At 32.8% G+C, this 20,801-nt stretch carries 17 protein-coding genes and 1 rRNA gene; 6 read left to right on the top strand and 12 right to left on the bottom strand.

The features are described from left to right. Window positions 1–226: 226 nt before the first annotated feature. The 3 genes from EV145_RS03340 to lon form a co-directional block, all read right to left on the bottom strand. Window positions 227–832, bottom strand: a complete 606-nt coding sequence (locus EV145_RS03340) for a murein L,D-transpeptidase catalytic domain-containing protein (RefSeq protein ID WP_133523818.1) — start codon at window positions 830–832, stop codon at window positions 227–229. A 4-nt stretch (window positions 833–836) separates the two neighbouring features. Beyond that, on the bottom strand, window positions 837–1,856 hold the full coding sequence (gene porQ / locus EV145_RS03335; RefSeq protein ID WP_133523817.1) for a type IX secretion system protein PorQ: 1,020 nt from the start codon (window positions 1,854–1,856) through the stop codon (window positions 837–839). Between the two features lie 215 nt (window positions 1,857–2,071). Continuing rightward, window positions 2,072–4,525, bottom strand: coding sequence for an endopeptidase La (gene lon / locus EV145_RS03330; protein ID WP_133523816.1), 2,454 nt, complete (start codon window positions 4,523–4,525; stop codon window positions 2,072–2,074). A gap of 349 nt (window positions 4,526–4,874) precedes the next feature. Here lon and EV145_RS03325 point away from each other — a divergent pair, with 349 nt between their 5' ends. From EV145_RS03325 to EV145_RS03310, 4 genes are all read left to right on the top strand, one after another. Beyond that, the gene (locus EV145_RS03325) at window positions 4,875–5,429 is read left to right on the top strand and encodes an RNA polymerase sigma factor (RefSeq protein ID WP_133523815.1); all 555 of its coding nucleotides are present in this window, start codon (window positions 4,875–4,877) and stop codon (window positions 5,427–5,429) included. An 89-nt stretch (window positions 5,430–5,518) separates the two neighbouring features. Continuing rightward, window positions 5,519–6,055 carry an anti-sigma factor gene (locus tag EV145_RS03320; RefSeq protein WP_133523814.1) on the top strand — a complete coding sequence of 179 codons (537 nt, stop codon included), beginning with the start codon at window positions 5,519–5,521 and terminating at the stop codon, window positions 6,053–6,055. Then, on the top strand, window positions 6,039–7,100 hold the full coding sequence (locus EV145_RS03315; protein ID WP_133523813.1) for a hypothetical protein: 1,062 nt from the start codon (window positions 6,039–6,041) through the stop codon (window positions 7,098–7,100). The genes EV145_RS03320 and EV145_RS03315 overlap by 17 nt, the downstream gene beginning before the upstream one ends. A gap of 19 nt (window positions 7,101–7,119) precedes the next feature. Continuing rightward, window positions 7,120–7,842 carry a head GIN domain-containing protein gene (locus EV145_RS03310; RefSeq protein ID WP_133523812.1) on the top strand — a complete coding sequence of 241 codons (723 nt, stop codon included), beginning with the start codon at window positions 7,120–7,122 and terminating at the stop codon, window positions 7,840–7,842. A gap of 130 nt (window positions 7,843–7,972) precedes the next feature. Here EV145_RS03310 and EV145_RS03305 read toward each other — a convergent pair whose 3' ends face one another. From EV145_RS03305 to EV145_RS03280, 6 genes are all read right to left on the bottom strand, one after another. Then, the gene (locus EV145_RS03305) at window positions 7,973–9,289 is read right to left on the bottom strand and encodes an MFS transporter (protein ID WP_133523811.1); all 1,317 of its coding nucleotides are present in this window, start codon (window positions 9,287–9,289) and stop codon (window positions 7,973–7,975) included. A 152-nt stretch (window positions 9,290–9,441) separates the two neighbouring features. Then, on the bottom strand, window positions 9,442–10,254 hold the full coding sequence (locus tag EV145_RS03300; protein WP_133523810.1) for a M48 family metallopeptidase: 813 nt from the start codon (window positions 10,252–10,254) through the stop codon (window positions 9,442–9,444). Window positions 10,255–10,339: 85 nt separating this feature from the next. Next, window positions 10,340–12,739 carry a glycoside hydrolase family 31 protein gene (locus EV145_RS03295; protein ID WP_133523809.1) on the bottom strand — a complete coding sequence of 800 codons (2,400 nt, stop codon included), beginning with the start codon at window positions 12,737–12,739 and terminating at the stop codon, window positions 10,340–10,342. Window positions 12,740–12,940: 201 nt separating this feature from the next. Beyond that, window positions 12,941–14,845 (bottom strand): 1,4-alpha-glucan branching protein GlgB, encoded by a 1,905-nt coding sequence (gene glgB, locus EV145_RS03290; RefSeq protein ID WP_133523808.1) that lies wholly within the window; start codon window positions 14,843–14,845, stop codon window positions 12,941–12,943. A 71-nt stretch (window positions 14,846–14,916) separates the two neighbouring features. Then, window positions 14,917–16,197: a glucose-1-phosphate adenylyltransferase gene (locus EV145_RS03285; RefSeq protein ID WP_133523807.1), complete on the bottom strand. Its 1,281-nt coding sequence runs from the start codon at window positions 16,195–16,197 to the stop codon at window positions 14,917–14,919. Further along, window positions 16,187–17,614, bottom strand: coding sequence for a glycogen synthase (locus tag EV145_RS03280; RefSeq protein WP_133523806.1), 1,428 nt, complete (start codon window positions 17,612–17,614; stop codon window positions 16,187–16,189). The genes EV145_RS03285 and EV145_RS03280 overlap by 11 nt, the downstream gene beginning before the upstream one ends. Window positions 17,615–17,752: 138 nt before the next feature. Between EV145_RS03280 and EV145_RS03275 the strand changes: the two genes are divergently transcribed. Together EV145_RS03275 and EV145_RS03270 are read left to right on the top strand one after the other, a co-directional pair. Then, window positions 17,753–18,619 carry an alpha/beta hydrolase gene (locus EV145_RS03275; protein WP_133523805.1) on the top strand — a complete coding sequence of 289 codons (867 nt, stop codon included), beginning with the start codon at window positions 17,753–17,755 and terminating at the stop codon, window positions 18,617–18,619. Window positions 18,620–18,667: 48 nt separating this feature from the next. Then, complete coding sequence (locus tag EV145_RS03270) at window positions 18,668–19,312, top strand: endonuclease III domain-containing protein (RefSeq protein ID WP_133523804.1); 645 nt, start codon at window positions 18,668–18,670, stop codon at window positions 19,310–19,312. A 3-nt stretch (window positions 19,313–19,315) separates the two neighbouring features. Here EV145_RS03270 and EV145_RS03265 read toward each other — a convergent pair whose 3' ends face one another. The 3 genes from EV145_RS03265 to rrf form a co-directional block, all read right to left on the bottom strand. Further along, window positions 19,316–19,750, bottom strand: a complete 435-nt coding sequence (locus tag EV145_RS03265; protein WP_133523803.1) for a nuclear transport factor 2 family protein — start codon at window positions 19,748–19,750, stop codon at window positions 19,316–19,318. A gap of 15 nt (window positions 19,751–19,765) precedes the next feature. After that, on the bottom strand, window positions 19,766–20,218 hold the full coding sequence (locus EV145_RS03260; protein ID WP_133523802.1) for a DUF1569 domain-containing protein: 453 nt from the start codon (window positions 20,216–20,218) through the stop codon (window positions 19,766–19,768). 492 nt (window positions 20,219–20,710) lie between these two features. Beyond that, window positions 20,711–20,801 (bottom strand): 5S ribosomal RNA (gene rrf, locus EV145_RS03255); the annotation flags it as partial.

The following is a 20,801-nucleotide window of genomic DNA, read 5'->3' as shown; positions in this document are numbered from 1 at the left end:
GCTATTTAATCATCAAGTCTTGATTATTCTAGTGTTAATCCGAAAAGAGGACTAATTTAACACGCTGCAAATGTAACCATCTTTCTCTTTAAATGGAAGATTTATAATAGTTATGAGATCATTTGATGAAATAAGTTTTAAACAAAAAAAAACTTTTTATCATCGAAAATCAAATTAATCTCGATCATAAAAAGTTTTATGCTTTTAGCTTTATTGAATGCTGTTTTTAATAGTAAATATCCATTACGATATTAGTCTTAGAATTATCAATTAACTTTTGAATTCTTTTAAAAAACTCTTCATTTACCATTGGACATCCGTGACTGTTGCTAATGTAATAATCCTGCTCCTGCAATGGAACTGCAGAATAAGCATGCAATACAATAGCACGTTCTAAAGCTTTATTATTAGTTTCTTCTAGACCTGCTAATCTATAAGCTTTTCCAAAAATTCCTTTATATGTTTTTCCTATTGCATATTTGCCAAGTGCTGTGCAATTAGAATTTGGCATGTTGCTGAATTTCAGCATGCCTTTAATACCGGTTTCAGAACCAGAACCATGAGCTACAAGACCTTGATCTATAACTTCATTCTTTTCTAAATCATAAACAAAAAAACGATTTTTTCCAGAAGGAACTTTCATATCAATCAAAAAAGCAATTTTAGAATTGTATTTGTTATCCTGATTGATCAAGTTTTTTATGTCTGTTATTCTGCTGTTAATTCTTTCGATCTCGACATTGGTTATCGTAGATTCATCTTCATTGAAATAGTGTTTAGCTCCCGTAAAAACACTCACAGTCATGAACAAAAATAAAGTAAATATTTTCATATTATTACTGAAAATTTAAAGTTAAACCAAAAAGACTTGTATTAGCCGCCAACGTATATCTTGAATAAGAATAGTTAAATTTTAATTTATTCATTCTTAAGCCAAATCCTAATGAAATTCCCGAAAAATTGCGTTGTTCATCAATTCGCAATTCTTCGCCTCTTCTAAAATTATATCCTAAACGCACATTAAATGCTCTTTGTGGAAAAAGTTCCACACCCATAACTACATGCCTTAAAGCATTATTTGCAAACGAGATTTTCTCGTCACTTGTTGATCCATCAATATTGGTTTCTCCACGAACGGGGTTCGAAAAAGAAATGTTCCATTGCTGCAGATTTTCTAATGAAAGATGCCAGCGAAGCGGTACATGTTCTAGTTCTTGCGAGATACCAGCAATAATTTCAAAGGGCAAATTCTCTTGTATTCCTGAGTAAGTTGTAAATTGGGTTCCAATATTACGAAATACTAGGGCCAAATTTACATTATTTTTTTCAATTTGATACATAATTCCCACATCAATTGCTCCACCAATGGAATTATAACTTTCTAAAGTCGAAGTTATTAGCTTTCCATTTACTCCAATATGAACATCTGTATAAGGAATATTGTATGCATATCCTAGCGTAAGAGCGCCTTCACTCCCTGTAAAATCTGATGTTGCCTGGCCATTTTCATCATAACCTTCAAAGCTGCCATAATTCACATAACTCACACCAGCATAGAATGTCTGAATGTGCCTATCATAAGTATAAGCATACGAAGCCGTTCCATAAGAAGCTTCTCCGTAATAACTGCCATAATTTATACCAAGATGATTGTCCATATCTTCATTTAATACTGCTGGGTTAAACATCACCTGATTCACATCATCATCATAAATAGTAATATTTTTTCCACCTAACGCTGCCTGCCTCGGCGAAGACGTTAAATTAAGAAATTGATAGGTGTAGCGCCCTCCAACTTGCCCGAAAGAAATCGAACAGATTAACAACATTAAAAATAAAACAAATCGTTTGAACATGTTTTTGGGGCGATTCCTATATGGGAATAACGCAAGAACAAAGATAAAATTATATAACGTAAAAAATAATTTTTATAACTATCTATTAATCAATATTTATACCAGAGTTTTAAAATCTGAAAAACACATTTTTGCATAAAAAAAATCCCAAATTCCAATCTGCTGGTGTGCAGTTTGGAATTTGGAATTTTAAGTATTGTAATTTAAACTGAAATTTATTTCAATTGCTTAGCATTCTTCACGTTTTGATCTGTTAGAGCCAAAGCAAGAACCTCACTCATTTCTTTTACATAATGAAAAGTAAGTCCTTCTAAATATTCCGCTTTAATTTCATCAATATCACTTTTATTATCGTGACATAAAATAATCTCTTTAATTCCTGCTCTTTTTGCTGCCAATATTTTCTCTTTAATTCCACCTACAGGCAAAACTTTTCCACGCAAGGTAATTTCTCCAGTCATAGCAAGACTTTTCTTCACTTTCTTTTGCGTTAATAAAGAAACCAAAGAAGTTAGCATCGCAATACCAGCACTTGGCCCATCTTTTGGCGTTGCTCCTTCTGGAACGTGCAAGTGGATATTATATTTTTGAAAAAGCTCAATAGCTAAGCCTAATTTTTTAGCGTTGGCCTTAATGTATTCAAGTGCAATAGTTGCTGATTCTTTCATGACATTTCCAAGATTTCCTGTAATTGTCAATGAACCTTTCCCTTCAGAAATTAATGATTCTATAAATAAAATATCACCGCCTACGCTTGTCCAGGCTAAACCTGTAACAACACCTGCAACATCATTATTTTCGTATTTATCACGCTCTAATCTTGGTACACCTAAAACAGTTACAATATCTTCATCAGTAACTTTTTTGTTGTACTCCTCTTCCATCGCTACAGATTTTGCAGCGTTACGAATTACCTGAGCAATTTTGTTTTCTAAATTACGAACACCAGATTCTCTTGTATAGCCTTCAACGATTTTTTCTAATTGTTTTTTGCCAATGGTCAAATCTTTTGATGTCAATCCGTGAGCTTCTAACTGTTTTGGAAAAAGATGTTTTTTTGCAATTTCAACTTTTTCTTCAATAGTATAACCTGACATTTTGATTACTTCCATTCTGTCACGCAGCGCTGGCTGAATTGCCGCCATATTATTTGACGTTGCAATAAACATCACTTTAGACAAATCATATCCCATTTCAAGGAAATTATCATAAAATGAACTATTTTGCTCCGGATCTAAAACTTCTAACAAAGCTGAAGAAGGATCGCCGCTGTTACCGCTAGACAATTTATCAATCTCATCCAGGATAAAAACAGGATTTGAAGTTCCAGCTTTTTTCAAACTTTGAATAATTCTTCCTGGCATTGCACCAATATACGTTTTTCTGTGTCCGCGAATTTCAGCTTCATCACGCAAACCGCCTAATGAAATACGAACATATTCACGTCCTAAAGCTTCGGCTACAGAACGTCCAATAGAAGTTTTACCAACTCCTGGAGGCCCTGTTAAACAAATAATTGGTGATTTCATGTCATTTCGCAATTTTAAAACTGCCAAATGTTCAATCATTCTTTTCTTAACTTCATCAAGACCAAAATGATCTTTATCTAAAATTTTCTGAGCGTGTTTCAAATCGAATTTATCTTTAGAGTATTCGCCCCAAGGCAATTCTAAAAACAATTCTAAATAATTGCGCTGAATTCCGAAATCAGGAGACTGCGGATTCATACGGCGCATTTTAGATAGTTCTTTTTCGAAATGTTTTTGCGTTTTTTCGTCCCATTTTTTGGTTTTGGCCTTCTGCCCCATTTCATCCATTTCCTCTTCCTGCGAAACGCCTCCCAATTCTTCCTGAATGGTTTTCATTTGCTGATGAAGGAAGTATTCACGCTGTTGCTGATCTAAATCAAAACGAACTTTTGACTGAATATCATTCTTCAATTCTAATTTTTGAAGCTCAACATTCATATATCGCAAAGTTTCTAACGCACGTTCTTTTAATCCATTTATCGATAAAAGTCCTTGCTTTTCTTTTACAGATAAATTCATGTTTGAAGAAACAAAATTGATCAAAAACGATTGGCTTTCAATGTTTTTAATTGCAAATGTTGCTTCAGAAGGAATGTTCGGACTCTCTTTAATAATCTGGATAGCCAATTCTTTAACAGAATCTAAAATAGCCGTAAACTCGGTATCATTTTCATCTGGGCGTTCTTCTGAAACTTCTTTGATAGTTGCAGTAATATAAGGCTCTTCTGAAACTACTTCGTCAATTTCAAATCGTTTTTTTCCTTGCAAAATAACCGTAACATTTCCGTCAGGCATTTTTAAAACACGAAGAATTCTGGCTACAGTTCCAATTTTATGAATATCATCTTTAGATGGATCTTCGTCTTCTTCATTAATTTGAGAAACTACTCCAATAATTTTTCCGCCGGCATTGGCATCATTTATCAATTTGATAGACTTGTCTCTTCCTGCTGAAATAGGAATTACAACACCTGGAAATAAAACCGTATTACGCAAAGGCAAAATTGGCAGAGAAACAGGAAGTTCCTCGTTATTCATTTCCTCTTCGTCTTCTGGAGTTAATAATGGAATTAATTCTGCTTCTGAATCAAATTCTTGAAGTGACAGATTGTCAATAGTAAGTATTTTATGATTTGACATAATAGTATATAAGTCGTTTTGTCATTAAAGTTTTTATACCATCTACAAAAGTAACATTCCTTTAAGCAGTTTTTAGTAAAATTATGCTAAATGTTATCTTTACAAGACAGGCGATAAAAATAGACAATCATTGTGCCAAAAGCAAAAAAGAAACATTAGAAGTAAAAGTGAGCTGATTGCAAGAATAAAATGATCTGTAAATGATTACATTTAATACTAAATACAACCTTATTCCTAATTAAGAATTGAATGCTCAAAATTTAGATCTTAAAAAAAATAAAAATATTTTTTTCAAAACTGTAACAAACTAAAAAAAGCAAAGTCATTATAAAAAACTAGCAAATATTACTTGAGTATAACTAACCAAAATATCGAAGAATTAATCGCGCTTTGTAAAGAGAACAATCAAAAAGCCCAATTTGAAATTTACAACCGTTACAGTAAAGCCATGTACAATGTGGCGTACCGTATTGTAAAAGACGAACATTTTGCACAAGACGTCATGCAAGAAGGTTTTTTGAAGGCATTTACAAAAATAAACGACTACAAACAAGAAGTTGCTTTTGGCGCGTGGCTGAAGAGAATTGTGATCAATTATAGTATTGATTTTTATAAAAAGAATAACGCTTTTCAGGTTGAAGATCTGAGCAAGACGCTTTATAAAATTGAAGAAAATGATGACTTTTATTCTCAAACCATTGATTTTAACACTTTAAAGGTAAAACAAGTTTTAGATACTATTTTAGGTCTGAAAGACAGTTACCGAATGGTTCTGACACTTTTTTACATTGAAGGTTACGATCAGGAAGAAATAAGCGAAATTTTGAACATCAGTTATCAAAACTGCCGAACTACATTAAGCAGAGCTAAAGAAAGTTTGCGGAAAAAATTAGAGGAAATATGAAATCGCCAACTAAAACAATTTTGTGGCAACAAAAAACAAATATAAAGGCGATATCTTATATCACCTCTAAAAAATAAAAATTTGGATATATGAAAAAGGAAAATGACAATTTAGATCAATTATTCGACAAATTTGAAAACCAATGGGATGTTCAGGAATTAAATCCAGATCATCAGGACGTTTTTTTGAATAAACTAAACAGAAAAGAACCAAAAAAGAAAAATTACTGGTTTGTGGCTTCTATTGCAGCTTCGATCGTATTAATGCTTGGAGTCGCTGTTTTTTACCAAAATGAAAAACCTAAGGAATTCAAATTTGCATCTAAAGAAACACAGCGTACTGATTCTATTTTCAATATTTTAATTGATAACGAACTGGTTAAACTCAAAGAAAAAAGTTCGCCTGAAAATGAGCAAATCATAAATGATGCATTAAAACAAATGAAAGTTTTTGATGCCGATTATCAAAAAATCATTAATGAATTGCAAAAAAATGGCGAAAACAAACAAATTATTTATGCCATGATAAGCAATCTGCAAACCAGAATATCTTTTTTGCAGACGGTTTTGAAAAGAATTGAAGAAAACGAAAATTTAAAAAACACAAGCCATGAAAAAACATTATAAAATACTAATTCTGTTCATCTTGATACCTTTTTTGGGGTTTTCAAATGATGACACTAACGTTTCGAAACAAAAAAATATCAAGAAAACCTATATCGTAAATTCGAATGCAGGAATTGATATTGACAACAAATATGGAAACATTTCAATTTCAACTTGGGACGAAGATAAAATTGATCTTGACATTACGATCAAAGTTACTGGCGGAAATGAAAACTGGGTAAACGAAAAACTAAACACAATTGATGTTGATATTACAGCTTTAAAATCAATGGTTACCGCTATTACTAAAATTGGAAATTCGACAAACAAAGGCCGAGGAAGCAGCAATAGTTTTGAGATTAATTATGTAATCAAAATTCCGAAAAACGGAACTGTAAAGCTGGCCAATAAGTACGGAAATATTACATCTCTAATTTTAGAAGGCGCAACTGATATAAGTTGCAAATATGGAAAAGTTACTCTTGGGAAGTTAAACAATCAAAACAACAAGCTAAATATTGAATACTGCCAAAATTCATCAATTGACTATATCAAAAATGGTTTAATCGAAGCACGTTATTCAGGTTTAAAAGTAAACGATTCGGGGAATTTGAATTTTGATGCAAATTATACTGATTTAGTTATTTCTGACGCACAAAACATTAAATACGACTGTAATTACGGGAATTTGAAATTTCAAAAAGTAAATTCATGTACAGGCTCAGGAAATTATTTGACGGTTTCTGTAGTCGAAGTTTCAAATAATTTAAATATAGACACCAATTACAGTAAAGTTAACATTGGCACCTTGACTGAAAAAGCAAAAAATGTCAATATTAATTCGGGCTATACAGATATTACATTAGGCTACAATTACAATTATGCATTTGATTTTGACATTAACACTAAATATGCTAGTATTAAAAACGGTGATGATTTAGAAATCAATGTGAATGAAACCAAAAATAGTTCAAAGAGCATAAGCGGTTATCATAAAAAGAAAGGTCAGAATAAGGTAATAATTAATTCAACTTACGGAAACGTATCATTAGTAAAAAAACAATAATTTTAAACAATCAAAAACCATGAAAAAAATTATTCAATCAGTAGTTTGCGCAGCATTTTTATTTGGCTATACAGCTAATGCACAAGAAAAAATCAACGGAAATGGCAATATTGTAACTGAAACAAGAACAACTTCAGAATACGATGCAATTAAGATCTCTGGCTTTTTTGATGTTGATTTAGTTGCAGGAAAAGAAGGGAAAATTACAATTAAAGGAGAACAAAATATCTTGTCAGCAATTATAGTCGAAGTTGAAGATAACGCTTTAAAAATTTATGTAAAAAAAGGAACAAATTTGCGCCCGAGTACAGGAAAAAAAGTAGAACTAACAGTTCCATTTGAAAAAATATCTGAACTTAGCTTGTCAGGTTCAGGTGATATTGTTGCCAAATCTCCAATTAAAAATGATAAATTTTCAGCAAAATTGTCAGGGTCAGGTGATATTGATTTAGATGTTGCAGCAAATTCTTTTGATTTTAGCTTGAGCGGTTCGGGAGACATTAAGTTAAAAGGGAATTCAAATGATTTAGTTATTAAACTTTCTGGTTCTGGCGATATTGAAGCTACAAATTTGAAATCAAAAAATGCTAATATAACGGTTTCAGGTTCGGGTGATGTTAAAGTAAACTGCAACGAAAGTTTAACGGCGAGAGTTTCTGGCTCAGGAGATATTAAATATACAGGAAACCCTGAAAAACGTGATGTAAAAGTTTCAGGTTCAGGAAGCATTTCCAAAGCATAAATTTTAAATAAAGCTCAATAATAAAAGATTTTTTTAAGAATCATCAAATCAAAAAACGAACTAATCATTCCTCTTTTATTATTGAGCTTTTATTTTTAAACAATAAAATATGAAAACAAAAAGAGGCACTTTAAATTGCCTCTTTTTTATTAACTCTCAATAACAGAAAAATTGCAGTAACGAAGAAAATTGCCAAAATAACAATAGCTTTTCGGGGGCTTCCTGTTCGTTGATCAATAATCCCGTAAATACACATTCCTATTACGATTCCTATTTTTTCAGCAACATCATAAAAACTAAAAAATGAAGCCGTATCTTTTGTGTCAGGCAATAATTTTGAATAAGTTGAACGTGATAATGCCTGAATTCCTCCCATTACAAATCCGGCAACTGTGGCCATAACATAAAAATGCATTGGTAAAGTTATAAAGAAGGCAAGTGCACAAAATACCGCCCAGATTGCGTTAATTACAATTAAAGTTGGAATATTTCCATATTTTGCAGATGCTCTTGATGTTATAACTGCACCAACAACTGCAACTAATTGAATGATTAAAATACAAACTATCAGACCAATTGTACTTTCTTCTTTAGATGACCATTGAATTTCCTGAGCACCAAAATAAGTTGCCACAAGCATAACAGTTTGCACAGCCATACTTGAAACAAAAAAACCACCTAAATAACGTTTTAATGGAATATTATCCTGTAATAATCCCCAAACTTTTTTTAGTTCTTTGAAACCATTAAACACAACAGATCTTGTCAATTTTTCACCGGAATCCTTGCTCCCTTTTGGTAAATAATAATAAGAATATTGACTGAATAATACCCACCAAACTCCTACCATAATAAAAGAATAACGCATTGCTTTCATAGCGGCGTCATCACCTGTTATAGAGAAAATTTCAGGTTTCATGATCATCGCTAAATTGATAATCAATAATATAACACTTCCAATATATCCTAATGAATATCCTTTAGCACTAATACTATCCTGTTGCTCGTCAAAAGCGATATCTGGCAAATAAGAATTGTAAAAAACTAAACTTCCCCAGTATCCAATTAATCCTAAAAAATAAAATACTAGACCTACATAAATATTTCCGAGATCAAACCAATATAATCCCATGCAAGATAAAGCACCTAAATAACAGAAAAATTTCATAAAAGCCTTTTTATTCCCCACATAATCAGCTATTCCTGATAATAATGGTGAAATAAAAGAAACTACTAAAAATGCAAAAGCAGTTGTAAAAGTGATTAAAGCTGAATTTTTAAGATGCATCCCAAAAACATCAATATAATGACTACGGTCTGCAAATAACTGTTCGTAAAATATTGGGAATACTGCCGACGCAATCGTAAGTGTATAAACGGAGTTAGCCCAATCATAAAACGCCCAGGCATTTAATAATTTTTTATCTCCTTTTTGTAGGTTTTTCATAGAAATGGTGTTGTTAGTACGCTACGAATTTATCTAATTTTTATCATAATTAAATAGAAAATATTCGATTCGTACATTATTAAATTATGAAGCATAAAAAAAGCTACTCATAAAGAATAGCTTTAATAATTATTTATTTGATCAATAGAATTTTATTTTATAGTTCCCACTTTAAGCGCAATAGCTTTAGCTTCAGGAATTAGTGCCTTTATATTGGCAATTCTTGTCGCATCAGATGGGTGCGTACTCATAAATTCGGGAGTGCCAGATGCTCCTGATTTGGCAGACATTCTGCTCCAGAATGCAACAGCATCATCGGGATTATAACCTGCAATTGCCATTAATGTTAGGCCAATTTTATCAGCCTCGCTTTCGTTACTTCTGCTGAAAGGCAACATAACACCAACTTCAGAACCAATTCCGTAAGCTTGTGCAAATATTTGCTGCGTTGATTCAGATTTTCCGCTCGTTGCCGCTCCCAAAGCTGCACCACCTATTTGCTGCAATTGTGCGGCAGACATTCTTTGCGCTCCGTGATTAGCTAAAGCATGCGAAACTTCATGTCCCATTACTGTTGCTAACCCAGCTTCATTTTGTGTTACAGGCAAAATACCTGAATACACAACTATTTTTCCTCCTGGCAGACACCACGCATTAACTTCTTTATTATCAACCAGTTTATATTCCCAACGATAATCTTTTAAGTATTGTGTCTGTCCTAAATAATTTAGGTATTTTTCGGCGGCCATTTTAATTTTATACCCTACTGTCTCAACAAGTTTCGCATCAGCTGTTCCAGTAATAACTTTATTTTCAGTCAAAAACTGATTGTACTGCTGAAAAGAAGATGGAAATAATTCGCTGTTTGAAACAAAATTTAAATTTTGTTTTCCTGTTATTGGATTTGTTGCGCAGCTTCCAATTAAAAGAGCTATAAAAACTCCAAATATTAAATGTTTCTTCATGATTTTGATATTTTTCAACATCCAAAAATACAATTAATATTAAATTGTTATTTATATAATTTCCTTAAAATTTATCAGAATTTACTTATTCACCAACTATATGTAGTTCATTAAACTCTTTATCAACAATTAAGAATTTATTTTGCTCAAAGCTTAATTTATCAAATTCGATTTTTTCATTGTCGATTTCAATCTCTGTTACTTTAAAAGGAAGCCCAATTAAATTGATTTTATATTTGCTGTAAGGTGTATCATATTTCCCGTCTTTATGAAGCTGAATAATCAATTCCTTTTCTTTTCCAATCGTTCTGAAAGACAGAAAGCTGTAACGGCCTTTTTTGTAGTCGTAACCATCTTGTGCATCTTCATAAACTACAGATTTCTCTTTGCCTCGCTTAAAATAAACATCCAGCATTAATTCATCAAATTCTAATTCGCCAACATACTGTTGCACCGGGTATTTCGGAATCACAGCACCGGCTTTTATAAAAACCGGAATCTCATCAAATTTGGTATCAATCCAGACTTCTCTTCCTCCTACTGCAAATTCATTTGTCCAGAAGTTATACCACTCACCTCTAGGAATATACATACGTCTTCCTACAGCATTAGGTTCAAGAATTGGACAAACTAAAATTTGGTTTCCAAAGATGAATTCATCATTGCGATAATGCGTTTGCGTATCATCTTGATCATAATATACTAAAGGTTTCAACATTGGTACACCTTCTTCAATATATTGCCAGAACATAGTATATAAATAAGGGAGCAATTGATAACGAAGACTTACAAATTTTCTTGTAATATTAATCACTTCTTCATCAAAAGCCCAAGGTTCTTGGTTTCCGTGATCTCCAGAAGAATGTGTTCTGCAAAAAGGATGAAAAACACCTAACTGAATCCAGCGTGCATATAACTCACCTGTTGGCTGTTCCGCAAAACCACCAATATCAGAACCGGTAAAACCCATTCCTGAAATCGACAATCTCTGAACCTGAATATTTGCAATCCATAAATGTTCCCAAGTTGCAACATTATCACCTGTCCATGACGACGTATAACGCTGTGCACCTGAATACGCCGATCTTGTTATTACGAATGGTCTTTTAGGATATACAAAACGTTTTACACCATGATAAGTGGCTCTCGCCATTTGGGTTCCATATATGTTATGGGCTTTTCTATGACTGCAAGGATTTCCGTCGTAAACATGACGAACATCCATAGGAAATGTTTTATTTGGAACCTCCATAACAGCGGGTTCGTTCATATCATTCCAGACTCCTTTTACGCCAATATCTGAAATTAATTCTTTAAATAATCCAGCCCACCATTCTCTAACTACGGGATTTGTATAATCTGGAAAATTACATTCTCCCGGCCAAACTTTACCTTTCATATAAGGACCATCGGCTCTTTTACAGAAATAATCTTTCTCTAAAGCTTCTTGATAAACCCAGTAGTTTTTATCGATTTTGATTCCCGGATCAATGATAACGATTGTTTTAAATCCATCTTCGGCTAACTCGGTAACCATCTTTTTTGGATCTGGAAAATATTCTTTATTCCATGTAAAACATCGAAAACCCTCCATATAATCGATATCCAGGTAAATAGCGTCACACGGAATTTTAAGTTCTCTAAATTTTGAAGTGATTTCTTTTACTTTGCTTTCTGGATAATAACTCCATTTACATTGATGATAGCCCAAAACCCATAGCGGCGGTAATTCTGGCTTTCCAGTCAAATCGGTATATGTCGTGACAACATCCTGCATTTGAGGACCATAAATAAAATAGTAATTCATTTCTCCTCCTTCAGCCCAAAAGCTGGTTACATTTCTTCTTTCCTGACAAAAATCAAAAAAGGTTCTAAATGTATTGTCAAAGAAAATACCGTAAGATTGTTTGTTATGCAAGCCAATATAAAACGGAACAACTTTATAAAGCGGTTCCTGCTCTTTTTGGTAAGCGTATTGATCAGTGGCAAAATTCTCTACTCTTTTACCTTTTAAATTCATTTGAGTGGCTTTGTCGCCAAGGCCGTAAAAACATTCTCCATCTCTTGAAGATTTACTCATTTTGACGACATTTCCGCCATATTCATAACTTTCTTCCCAATGAAAACCAAGTTCATCCTGAAGAATTAAGCAATTGTTTAAGTCATAAATAGACAAACGTACATCAGCTTTTTTGATTTTACATACCACTTTACTGGTTGTAATTTCGAAATAATTTTCATCTTCAGTAACTTTCAGAAAATTATAACCATGAAGTTGTGTTTTATCAATGGCATATGAAAAATCATTGCTAAAGTAACCTTTTGTCGTAAAACGAAAACGGATTAAACTGTCACGAAGAACGGTGACTTTTAAGATTACATTATTGTCTGTATAAAAAGAAATTGAATCGCCTTCATGTTCATAATAAACTATTTTTGACGGAAACAAGTTGCCTTTATGTTCTAATGATGTATTTGTAATCATATCGCTGTTATCTTAAATTTATAACTCTATCCTTATTTCAAACATACAAAAAAACTTGGTAAAGCACTATGAATAAAAGGTTTATTCACGAAAACGTTTTTTCTGAAAGTGTTGCAAAATAGCACTCTAAAAATCGATAATTCGACAATTTAAAAACCTTAAACTGCTAAATTGACATTACAGAAAATCAAACTTCCTTTTCTATACGAAAGAATATATAGTAACACTTAAAGGCGGTAAAATTAATTCGACAGAAAAATCTCTTCCGTCATAAGGAACAGCGTCTATTTTTAATGGTTTAGAATTTCCAACACCGCTTCCACCATAAATTGAGGCATCTGTATTAAAAATTTCTGCCAATTTTCCTTTTTTAGAGATACCAATTCTATAGTTTTCTCTCACAACTTGTGTAAAATTGCATACTACAATAATATTTTCATCTGGATTATTCCCTTTTCGGATATAAGAAAGAACTGCATTTTGATGATCAGAATAATTAATCCATTCAAAACCTTCTCCTGTAAATTGTTTTTCATACAATGCCGGAGTGGATTTATATAATTGATTTAAATCTGTGATCACTTTTTTAATTCCGGAATGATAATCATATTGCAACAAATGCCAATCCAGACTTTTTTCAAAATTCCATTCGTCGCTCTGACCAAATTCAGATCCCATAAACAATAATTTTGTTCCGGGGTGTGTGAACATATATCCGTAAAGCAATCTTAAATTAGCAAATTTCTGCCATTCATCGCCAGGCATTTTATTTGCAATTGATTTTTTGCCATAAACCACTTCATCATGAGAAAACGGAAGCATAAAGTTTTCCGTAAAAGCATACGTCATTGAAAAAGTCAAATCATTTTGATGGTATTTTCGATAAACAGTTTCTTTTTGAAAATATTTTAAAGTATCGTGCATCCAGCCCATCATCCATTTCATTCCAAAACCTAAACCTCCTGTAAACGTTGGTCTTGAAACCATCGGAAATGAAGTACTTTCTTCTGCAATAGTTTGAACACCAGAAAAATTAGCATAGATAACTTCATTAAATTCTTTAAGAAAACTGATCGTTTCGAGATTCTCTCTTCCACCATAAATATTAGCTTCCCATTCTCCTTCCTTTCTTGAATAATCAAGATAAAGCATTGACGCAACAGCATCAACTCTTAGTCCATCGGCATGATAATTTTGAAGCCAAAAAACAGCATTACTGATTAAAAAAGCACGAACTTCATTACGTCCGTAATTAAATACAAGACTTTTCCAATCTGGATGATAACCCTTTCTGCGATCTGGATGCTCGTATAAATGCGAACCATCAAAAAAACCTAATCCATGCGCGTCATCAGGAAAATGCGACGGAACCCAGTCTAAAATAACACCAATACCAGCCTGATGCAGTTTATCGACCAAAACCATAAAATCCTGTGGTTTGCCAAAACGAGAGGTTGGCGCAAAATACCCTGTTAACTGATAACCCCATGAAGGATCATAAGGATATTCCATAATGGGCATAAATTCAACGTGTGTAAAACCAGTTTCTTTAACATAGTTGACTAGATCATCTGCCAATTCTAAGTAGGTCAAAAATCGGTTGTGTTCACCACGTTTCCATGATCCCAAATGTACTTCATAAACCGAATAAGGTTTATCAAGAGCATTATTTTCATGACGGGAGTCCATCCAACTCTTGTCTTTCCAATTGTAATCTAAATCCCAGACAACAGATGCTGTATGTGGTGGTTTTTCACAATATAACGCAAAGGGATCGGCTTTTTCAGTTACGACTCCATCAATATTCGATTGAATTTTATATTTATAGAGAGTGCCTTTGGAAATGTCCGGAATAAATCCTTCCCAAATCCCCGAAGAATCCCAGCGAACTTGTAATTGATGCTCGCCTTGTGTCCAGTAATTAAAATCGCCAACTACGGAAACCGACTTCGCCGTGGGTGACCAAACGGCAAAATAAACTCCCCTAACTCCATTTACTTCAATTAAATGTGCTCCTAACTTTTCATACAATTTGAAATGTTTTCCAGCTTTGAATAAATCAATATCAAAATCGGTAAATAGTGAATGCGTAATTACTTTTGTCATATTTGGTTTTTAAGGCAACATTTGAATTTGGCCCGATAGCTGTCGGGATCTATTGGAATTTAATCTGAAAGTTATTCAATTCTAAAATTATCTGCGAGAATTGCTCCTTTTTTAATAACTACAATACCATCTTTTATACTGTACAATTCATTGGTAAAATTATCTAAATGCTTCCCACCGCTGATATGAACGTTATTTCCAATACGCACATTTTTATCAATTAAAGCATTTTTTATAAAACAGTTTTCGCCAATTCCAACATGAATTTTATTGACACTTGCTTCATGATTCAGCTCATCTAAATCTTGATAGAAATCATTACCCATTACATAACAGTTTTCAAGAACAGTACCGACGCCAATTCGAGAACGAATTCCAATTACTGAACTTTTAATTTCTTTGGCATTTATAATACAGCCTTCAGATATAAGTGATTGATTGATAATCGAATTTCTAAATTTTGATGGAGGAAGCAATCTCGGTCTTGTAAAGATTTTATTGTCATTATCGAACAAATTAAATTCCGGAATATCAGCGGTTAAACCAATATTAGCCTCAAAAAATGATTCAATATTTCCAATGTCTGTCCAATATCCTTCATATTGATAACTTAAAATTTTGTGTTTTCCAACAGCTTGGGGAATAATTTCTTTTCCGAAATCTTTCGTTTCTGGATTAGACATTAACTCTTCTAGCAATGGTTTATTGAAAATGTAGATTCCCATTGAAGCAAGATATTTTTTGCCTTTTTCCTGCATATGTTCACTAACTTCAGACTCCCATTCCGGCAGTAAAGAAGCATCTGGCTTTTCTATAAAAGCATGAATCGTGTTTTCATGATCGGTTTTAAGAATTCCAAATTCTGGTGCATCTTTAGCATTTACTGGTAAAGTTGCAATAGAAATTTCGGCATCTGCAGCAATATGAGCTTCTAACATTTCGTTAAAATCCATTTGATATAATTGATCTCCCGAAAGAATTAATGCATGGTCAAAATCGTGTTTCAAAAAATGCGACATACATTGTCTAACGGCGTCAGCGGTGCCTTGAAACCAAGTTGGATTATCTGGAGTCTGTTCAGCTGCCAAAATATCAACAAACGACTGACTGAAAATACTAAAATTAAAAGTGTTTTTAATGTGTGCATTTAATGATGCAGAATTGAACTGTGTCAAAACAAATATTTTAAAAATATCAGAATTGATGCAATTTGAAATAGGAATATCCACTAATCGGTACTTTCCGCCAATTGGTACTGCAGGTTTTGATCTTGTTTCAGTTAATGGAAACAAACGTGATCCTTGTCCTCCTCCTAAAATAATAGCAACTACATTTTTCTTTTTAAATTTCATTTTTCTCAATTATTAGGTTGTATATCTCAATATATTCTTGGCACACTCTTTCCCAGGAATGATCTGCTGCCATTCCTCGTTTTAAAACTGTATTGAAATTTATTTTGTCATCATAAAGTTTCACGGCACGATTTATTGAATAACAAATATCTCCAACCGAAGCCTGATCATGACAAATACCATTTCCTTCATCTCCAAAATCAATCACTGTATCTCTTAAGCCTCCTGTTCTTCTCACAATCGGTACAGTTCCGTAACGCATTGCATACATCTGATTTAAACCGCAGGGCTCTACTCTTGAAGGCATTAAAATATAATCTGAACCAGCATAAATTAAATGCGCCAATTCTTCATTATAACCAATAAAAACATTGTAGTTGCCTTTGTAATCATTACGCAATTGTGTCAATTGCGCTTCTATTTCTGAATTTCCTGATCCTAAAATCAGAATATTTATATTTTCAAAATTTTCAGATAGTGCCAATGCTGAAGCTTGTGGCAATAAATCACCCCCTTTTTCTTCAAATAAGCGGCCAATAAAACTAAAAAGCGGTTTTGCAGGATCTAAATCAAATTGCTCACAGAGTTTTTCCTTATTTTTTTGCTTTCCTGATTCAAAACTTTCGATTGAATAATGAGATTCCAGCATTTTATCTGTTGAAGGATCCCAAACTTCAATATCAATTCCATTTAAAATCCCTTTGGACTTACTTCGCACTGAATTAAATAGCGATTCTAAACCATTTGCTGCATAATTAATTTCATTTAAATAACTTGGTGAAACCGTTGTAACTGCATGAGCGCACTTTACACCGACGGCTAAAGAATTAAGGGAATTATTCCATTCTAAAAACCCAATATGTTTTAAATCAAATTCTGGTAAATAATGTAATTTGTCAAAACCAAACCAGCCCTGGTACAAACCATTATGGATTGTGATAACTGTTTTTACATTTTGGAGACTTGCATATTTATACGCATATTTTATCATAAACGGAACAACTCCAGTATGATGATCGTGGCAGTTTATAATTTCAGGAACCTTTTTACGAGCCAAAATCCAGTCTAAACTTGCTATTTGAAAAGATAAAAAACGCTCAATGTCATCCTCATAACCATAAACATTTGGGCGATCGAATAATTCTTTAATTTCGATAAGATACAGCTCATAACCCAATTTGTCAGATGTCTCTTTCAAAACACTGAAAGGAAAATCAAAATTTCCTAACTTGACATTTCCCCAGTGAACACATTCAAATTCGTTTTCTTTTTTGAATTTTGTATCATAACAAGGAACAACAACTCTTACTTGATGGCCTGCATTTGTTTGATATTTAGGCAATGCCCCAACAACATCAGCAAGTCCGCCTACTTTAGCCATTGGGTAACACTCTGCACTTAAATGAAATATTTCCATGCTAAAAATTTATAACGGTATTAAATAGTGGTAACTGATTTATTTTTTTCTGCAAGTAATCATTAATATGCTACTTTTATGTTTTTTAAATTTAGGAAAAAATAAGGAGAATTCAGCCGTCAAAAAAAAATTATCAATATGTCAAAAAAGGAAACCAATCCTACTAAATCATTAAAAATTCCACAGTTTATTATCCTATCCTGTAAAATATGCGCTTTTATTTCTACCAAATTGGTTACTAGATATGCTGCAAAATTATTTACAACACCTATAAAACATAAAGTTCCAAAAAGAGAACTTGAAATGGATTCTAAAAGTGTTCACAAAATAATTCATGTACCTGCAATAAACAAAAACATTGCAACGTATCAATATGGGGAAAGTAATCGTAAAATTTTATTAGTTCACGGCTGGTCCGGAAGAGGTACACAGCTGTTCAAAATAGCAGATGAACTTTTGAAAAGTGGTTATTCAACAGTTAGCTTTGATGCTCCAGCGCATGGAAAATCCAGAGGAAAATCGACAATAATGTCTGAATTTATTGCATCTATATTAGAAATTGAAAAACAATTTGGCCCATTCGAAATTGCAATAGGACATTCTTTGGGCGGAATGTCAGTTTTAAATGCTTTAAAAGATGGATTGCAAACAAACAAAGCAATTATTATAGGGAGCGGTGATATTGTTCAGGATATTTTAGATGAGTTTATTTCAAAATTAGGCTTAAAACAAGAAATAAGTGAACGTCTTCGTAATCTTTTTGAAGAAAAATATCAGGTGAAAATGGATGACTTTTCTGCTTACAGAGCAGCCCAAAAAGTAAAAATACCCGTTTTAGTAATTCATGACAACGACGATCCTGAAGTTCCTGTGAAAGCCGGAATTCACATTCATCAACAGCTTGAAAATGGAATTTTATATTTAACAGATGGTTTAGGTCATAGAAAAATACTTGGCAATCAAAATGTTATTAAAAAAATCATTGATTTCATCAAAACTAACTAATTTTGTGATAGTTACACTTTCATATATCTAACTTAAAGTAAAATTGAAATGGATTTATTTGGAGAAACATCAGATTGGGAAACAAAATTAAAACCCATTTTAAAGAAATATAAAGGAAAAAAGCATCCTTTAGAATATCAAAATACTTATCAGTTACTAGTAATGGTAATTTTATCAGCACAAGATTCTGATGCAAATATTAATAAAATCGCTCCTGCACTATTCGAAAAATTCCCAACGCTGAATAGTTTATCCAAAACAGACCTCGAAACATTCATACCTTATATTAGTAAAGTTCGAAACTTTGGCACAAAAGCAAATTGGCTGTTAGAAATTGCAAAAAGCATAAAGAATGATACTGATATTCCTTTAAATATGAAAGACTTAACAGCTTTGAAAGGAGTTGGAAGAAAATCAGCCAATGTTATTTTGAGAGAAACAAATAAACCAGCAGAAGGCATTATTGCTGATTTACATGTTATTCGTGTAGCTCCCAGAATCGGAATAATAAAAGAAGCAAAAGACGGAAACAAGGTAGAGAAAGACTTAATGCAGGTCTTGCCCAAAAATATTTGGTCCGAAATTGGTATGGCAATTTCTTTTTTAGGGAGAGAAACCTGCAGACCAAAACCAAAATGTGAAGAATGTCTCTTGACTGATATCTGCTTTTATTATGCCACTGAAGTTCTTTAAAACTTACTTTCTACGAGTATCTATTAAATAAATAATTTTCCAGGAATCTTTCTCTTTAAATAAAGTAAAAGTATTCACACCAGAATGACTTAACTTATCATTCAGATAAAATTCATATGGCGCCCAAACATGAGCCATTGTCACATCAATTTGAATTGTATAACTTAGAATTTTTTCTTGAAATTTCATGTTAGACGGAATTGATGCAATTGATTTGTAAAATTCTCTTGCTGTTTCATCAGATAATTTATTTCCCTTTGAAGCACTCTCACTAATAGACTGCAGAATCATTTTATCTGCACAAACCGATTTTATTTTCAAAGTGTCTTTTTGATGAAACCCCTCAAAAAAAATTTCAATGCTTTTTTGAACTTCCTGTTTTTGCGCATTAGAAACTAATCCTATGCAAAGAAAAAATAGAATAAAATAAACTCTCATATAAATTAGTTTTTATTAAACTCCAAATTGAGAAAAATGGTGATCTAAATGTTTAGCGAACATATTATTCCATTCCTTAGCAGTCAATTTTCCAAAGGAAAGAGATTCTTTTCCTTCAAATTCACTTTCCCCTAATTCCTGTGTTTTAGTTACATAACCAATAAGTCTGTTTTTTTCTAAATCAAAATCACGCTTATCTACTATAATAAATTGTGGAGCTGTTCTAATATTTCGCGGATAAGGTTTGTCGCCAACCACTGTTTTTTTTGCTAGCAATTTTAAAATAAGTTTCATAAATCCATTAGGTTTCGAATGGATATTTTCATAAACCATTTCATAAGTAACATTACAATGCGCAAGCATTTGGGCAACACTCATTTTACCCCAAAGCGCACTTGAATCTGGCGTAAGAAGATTAATTCTTTTCACAAATAAATCACAATCCTCTTTCTGAAAAACATTTTGCATAGCTGTAAATTCAATTAGAAAACAAAAATATAAAATTTAACGATAAATACATTTTTATAATAATTTTTATCACGTATATAGATAGCAAAAATTTTAAAGAACACATGGTAATATGCTGTTTTTCAATAATATAATTTAAAAGTGGAGATTATGGCGTTTCCCTCCGGGCCGGGCTGTCCGCTGTATCTTTTGCGATTTGGGGTTTTAGGATGGGGAAGATGTCCAGGGTATCGCAAAAGGATGCCGCTCCCATCCCTAACGCAGTTTTTTGGCAAACAACAAGTACTCTTTACACAAGAAAGCTGATGCTTTTATTGCTGTCCAACCGCAAAGAACGCAAAGATCTGCGCAAAGTCCGCCATGAAAAGCCTTTTCGGGATAAAGACAGCAATAAAGAATCGATAAAAAAACTTTGCGTCCTTTGCGGCCAAAAAACACAAAGAGCCATAAAACAAAAAATCCCTCCCGATAAATCGGGAAGGATTCTTAAAAGAAAGGCGACGACATACTCTCCCACATGACTGCAGTACCATCTGCGCAGGCGGGCTTAACTACTCTGTTCGGGATGGGAAGAGGTGAGCCC

Origin of the sequence: Flavobacterium sp. 245 (assembly GCF_004362055.1) — a bacterium.
GTDB lineage: Bacteria > Bacteroidota > Bacteroidia > Flavobacteriales > Flavobacteriaceae > Flavobacterium.
Note: the sequence above shows the minus strand (reverse complement) of the source record. Positions and strands in the feature narration are given on the sequence as shown.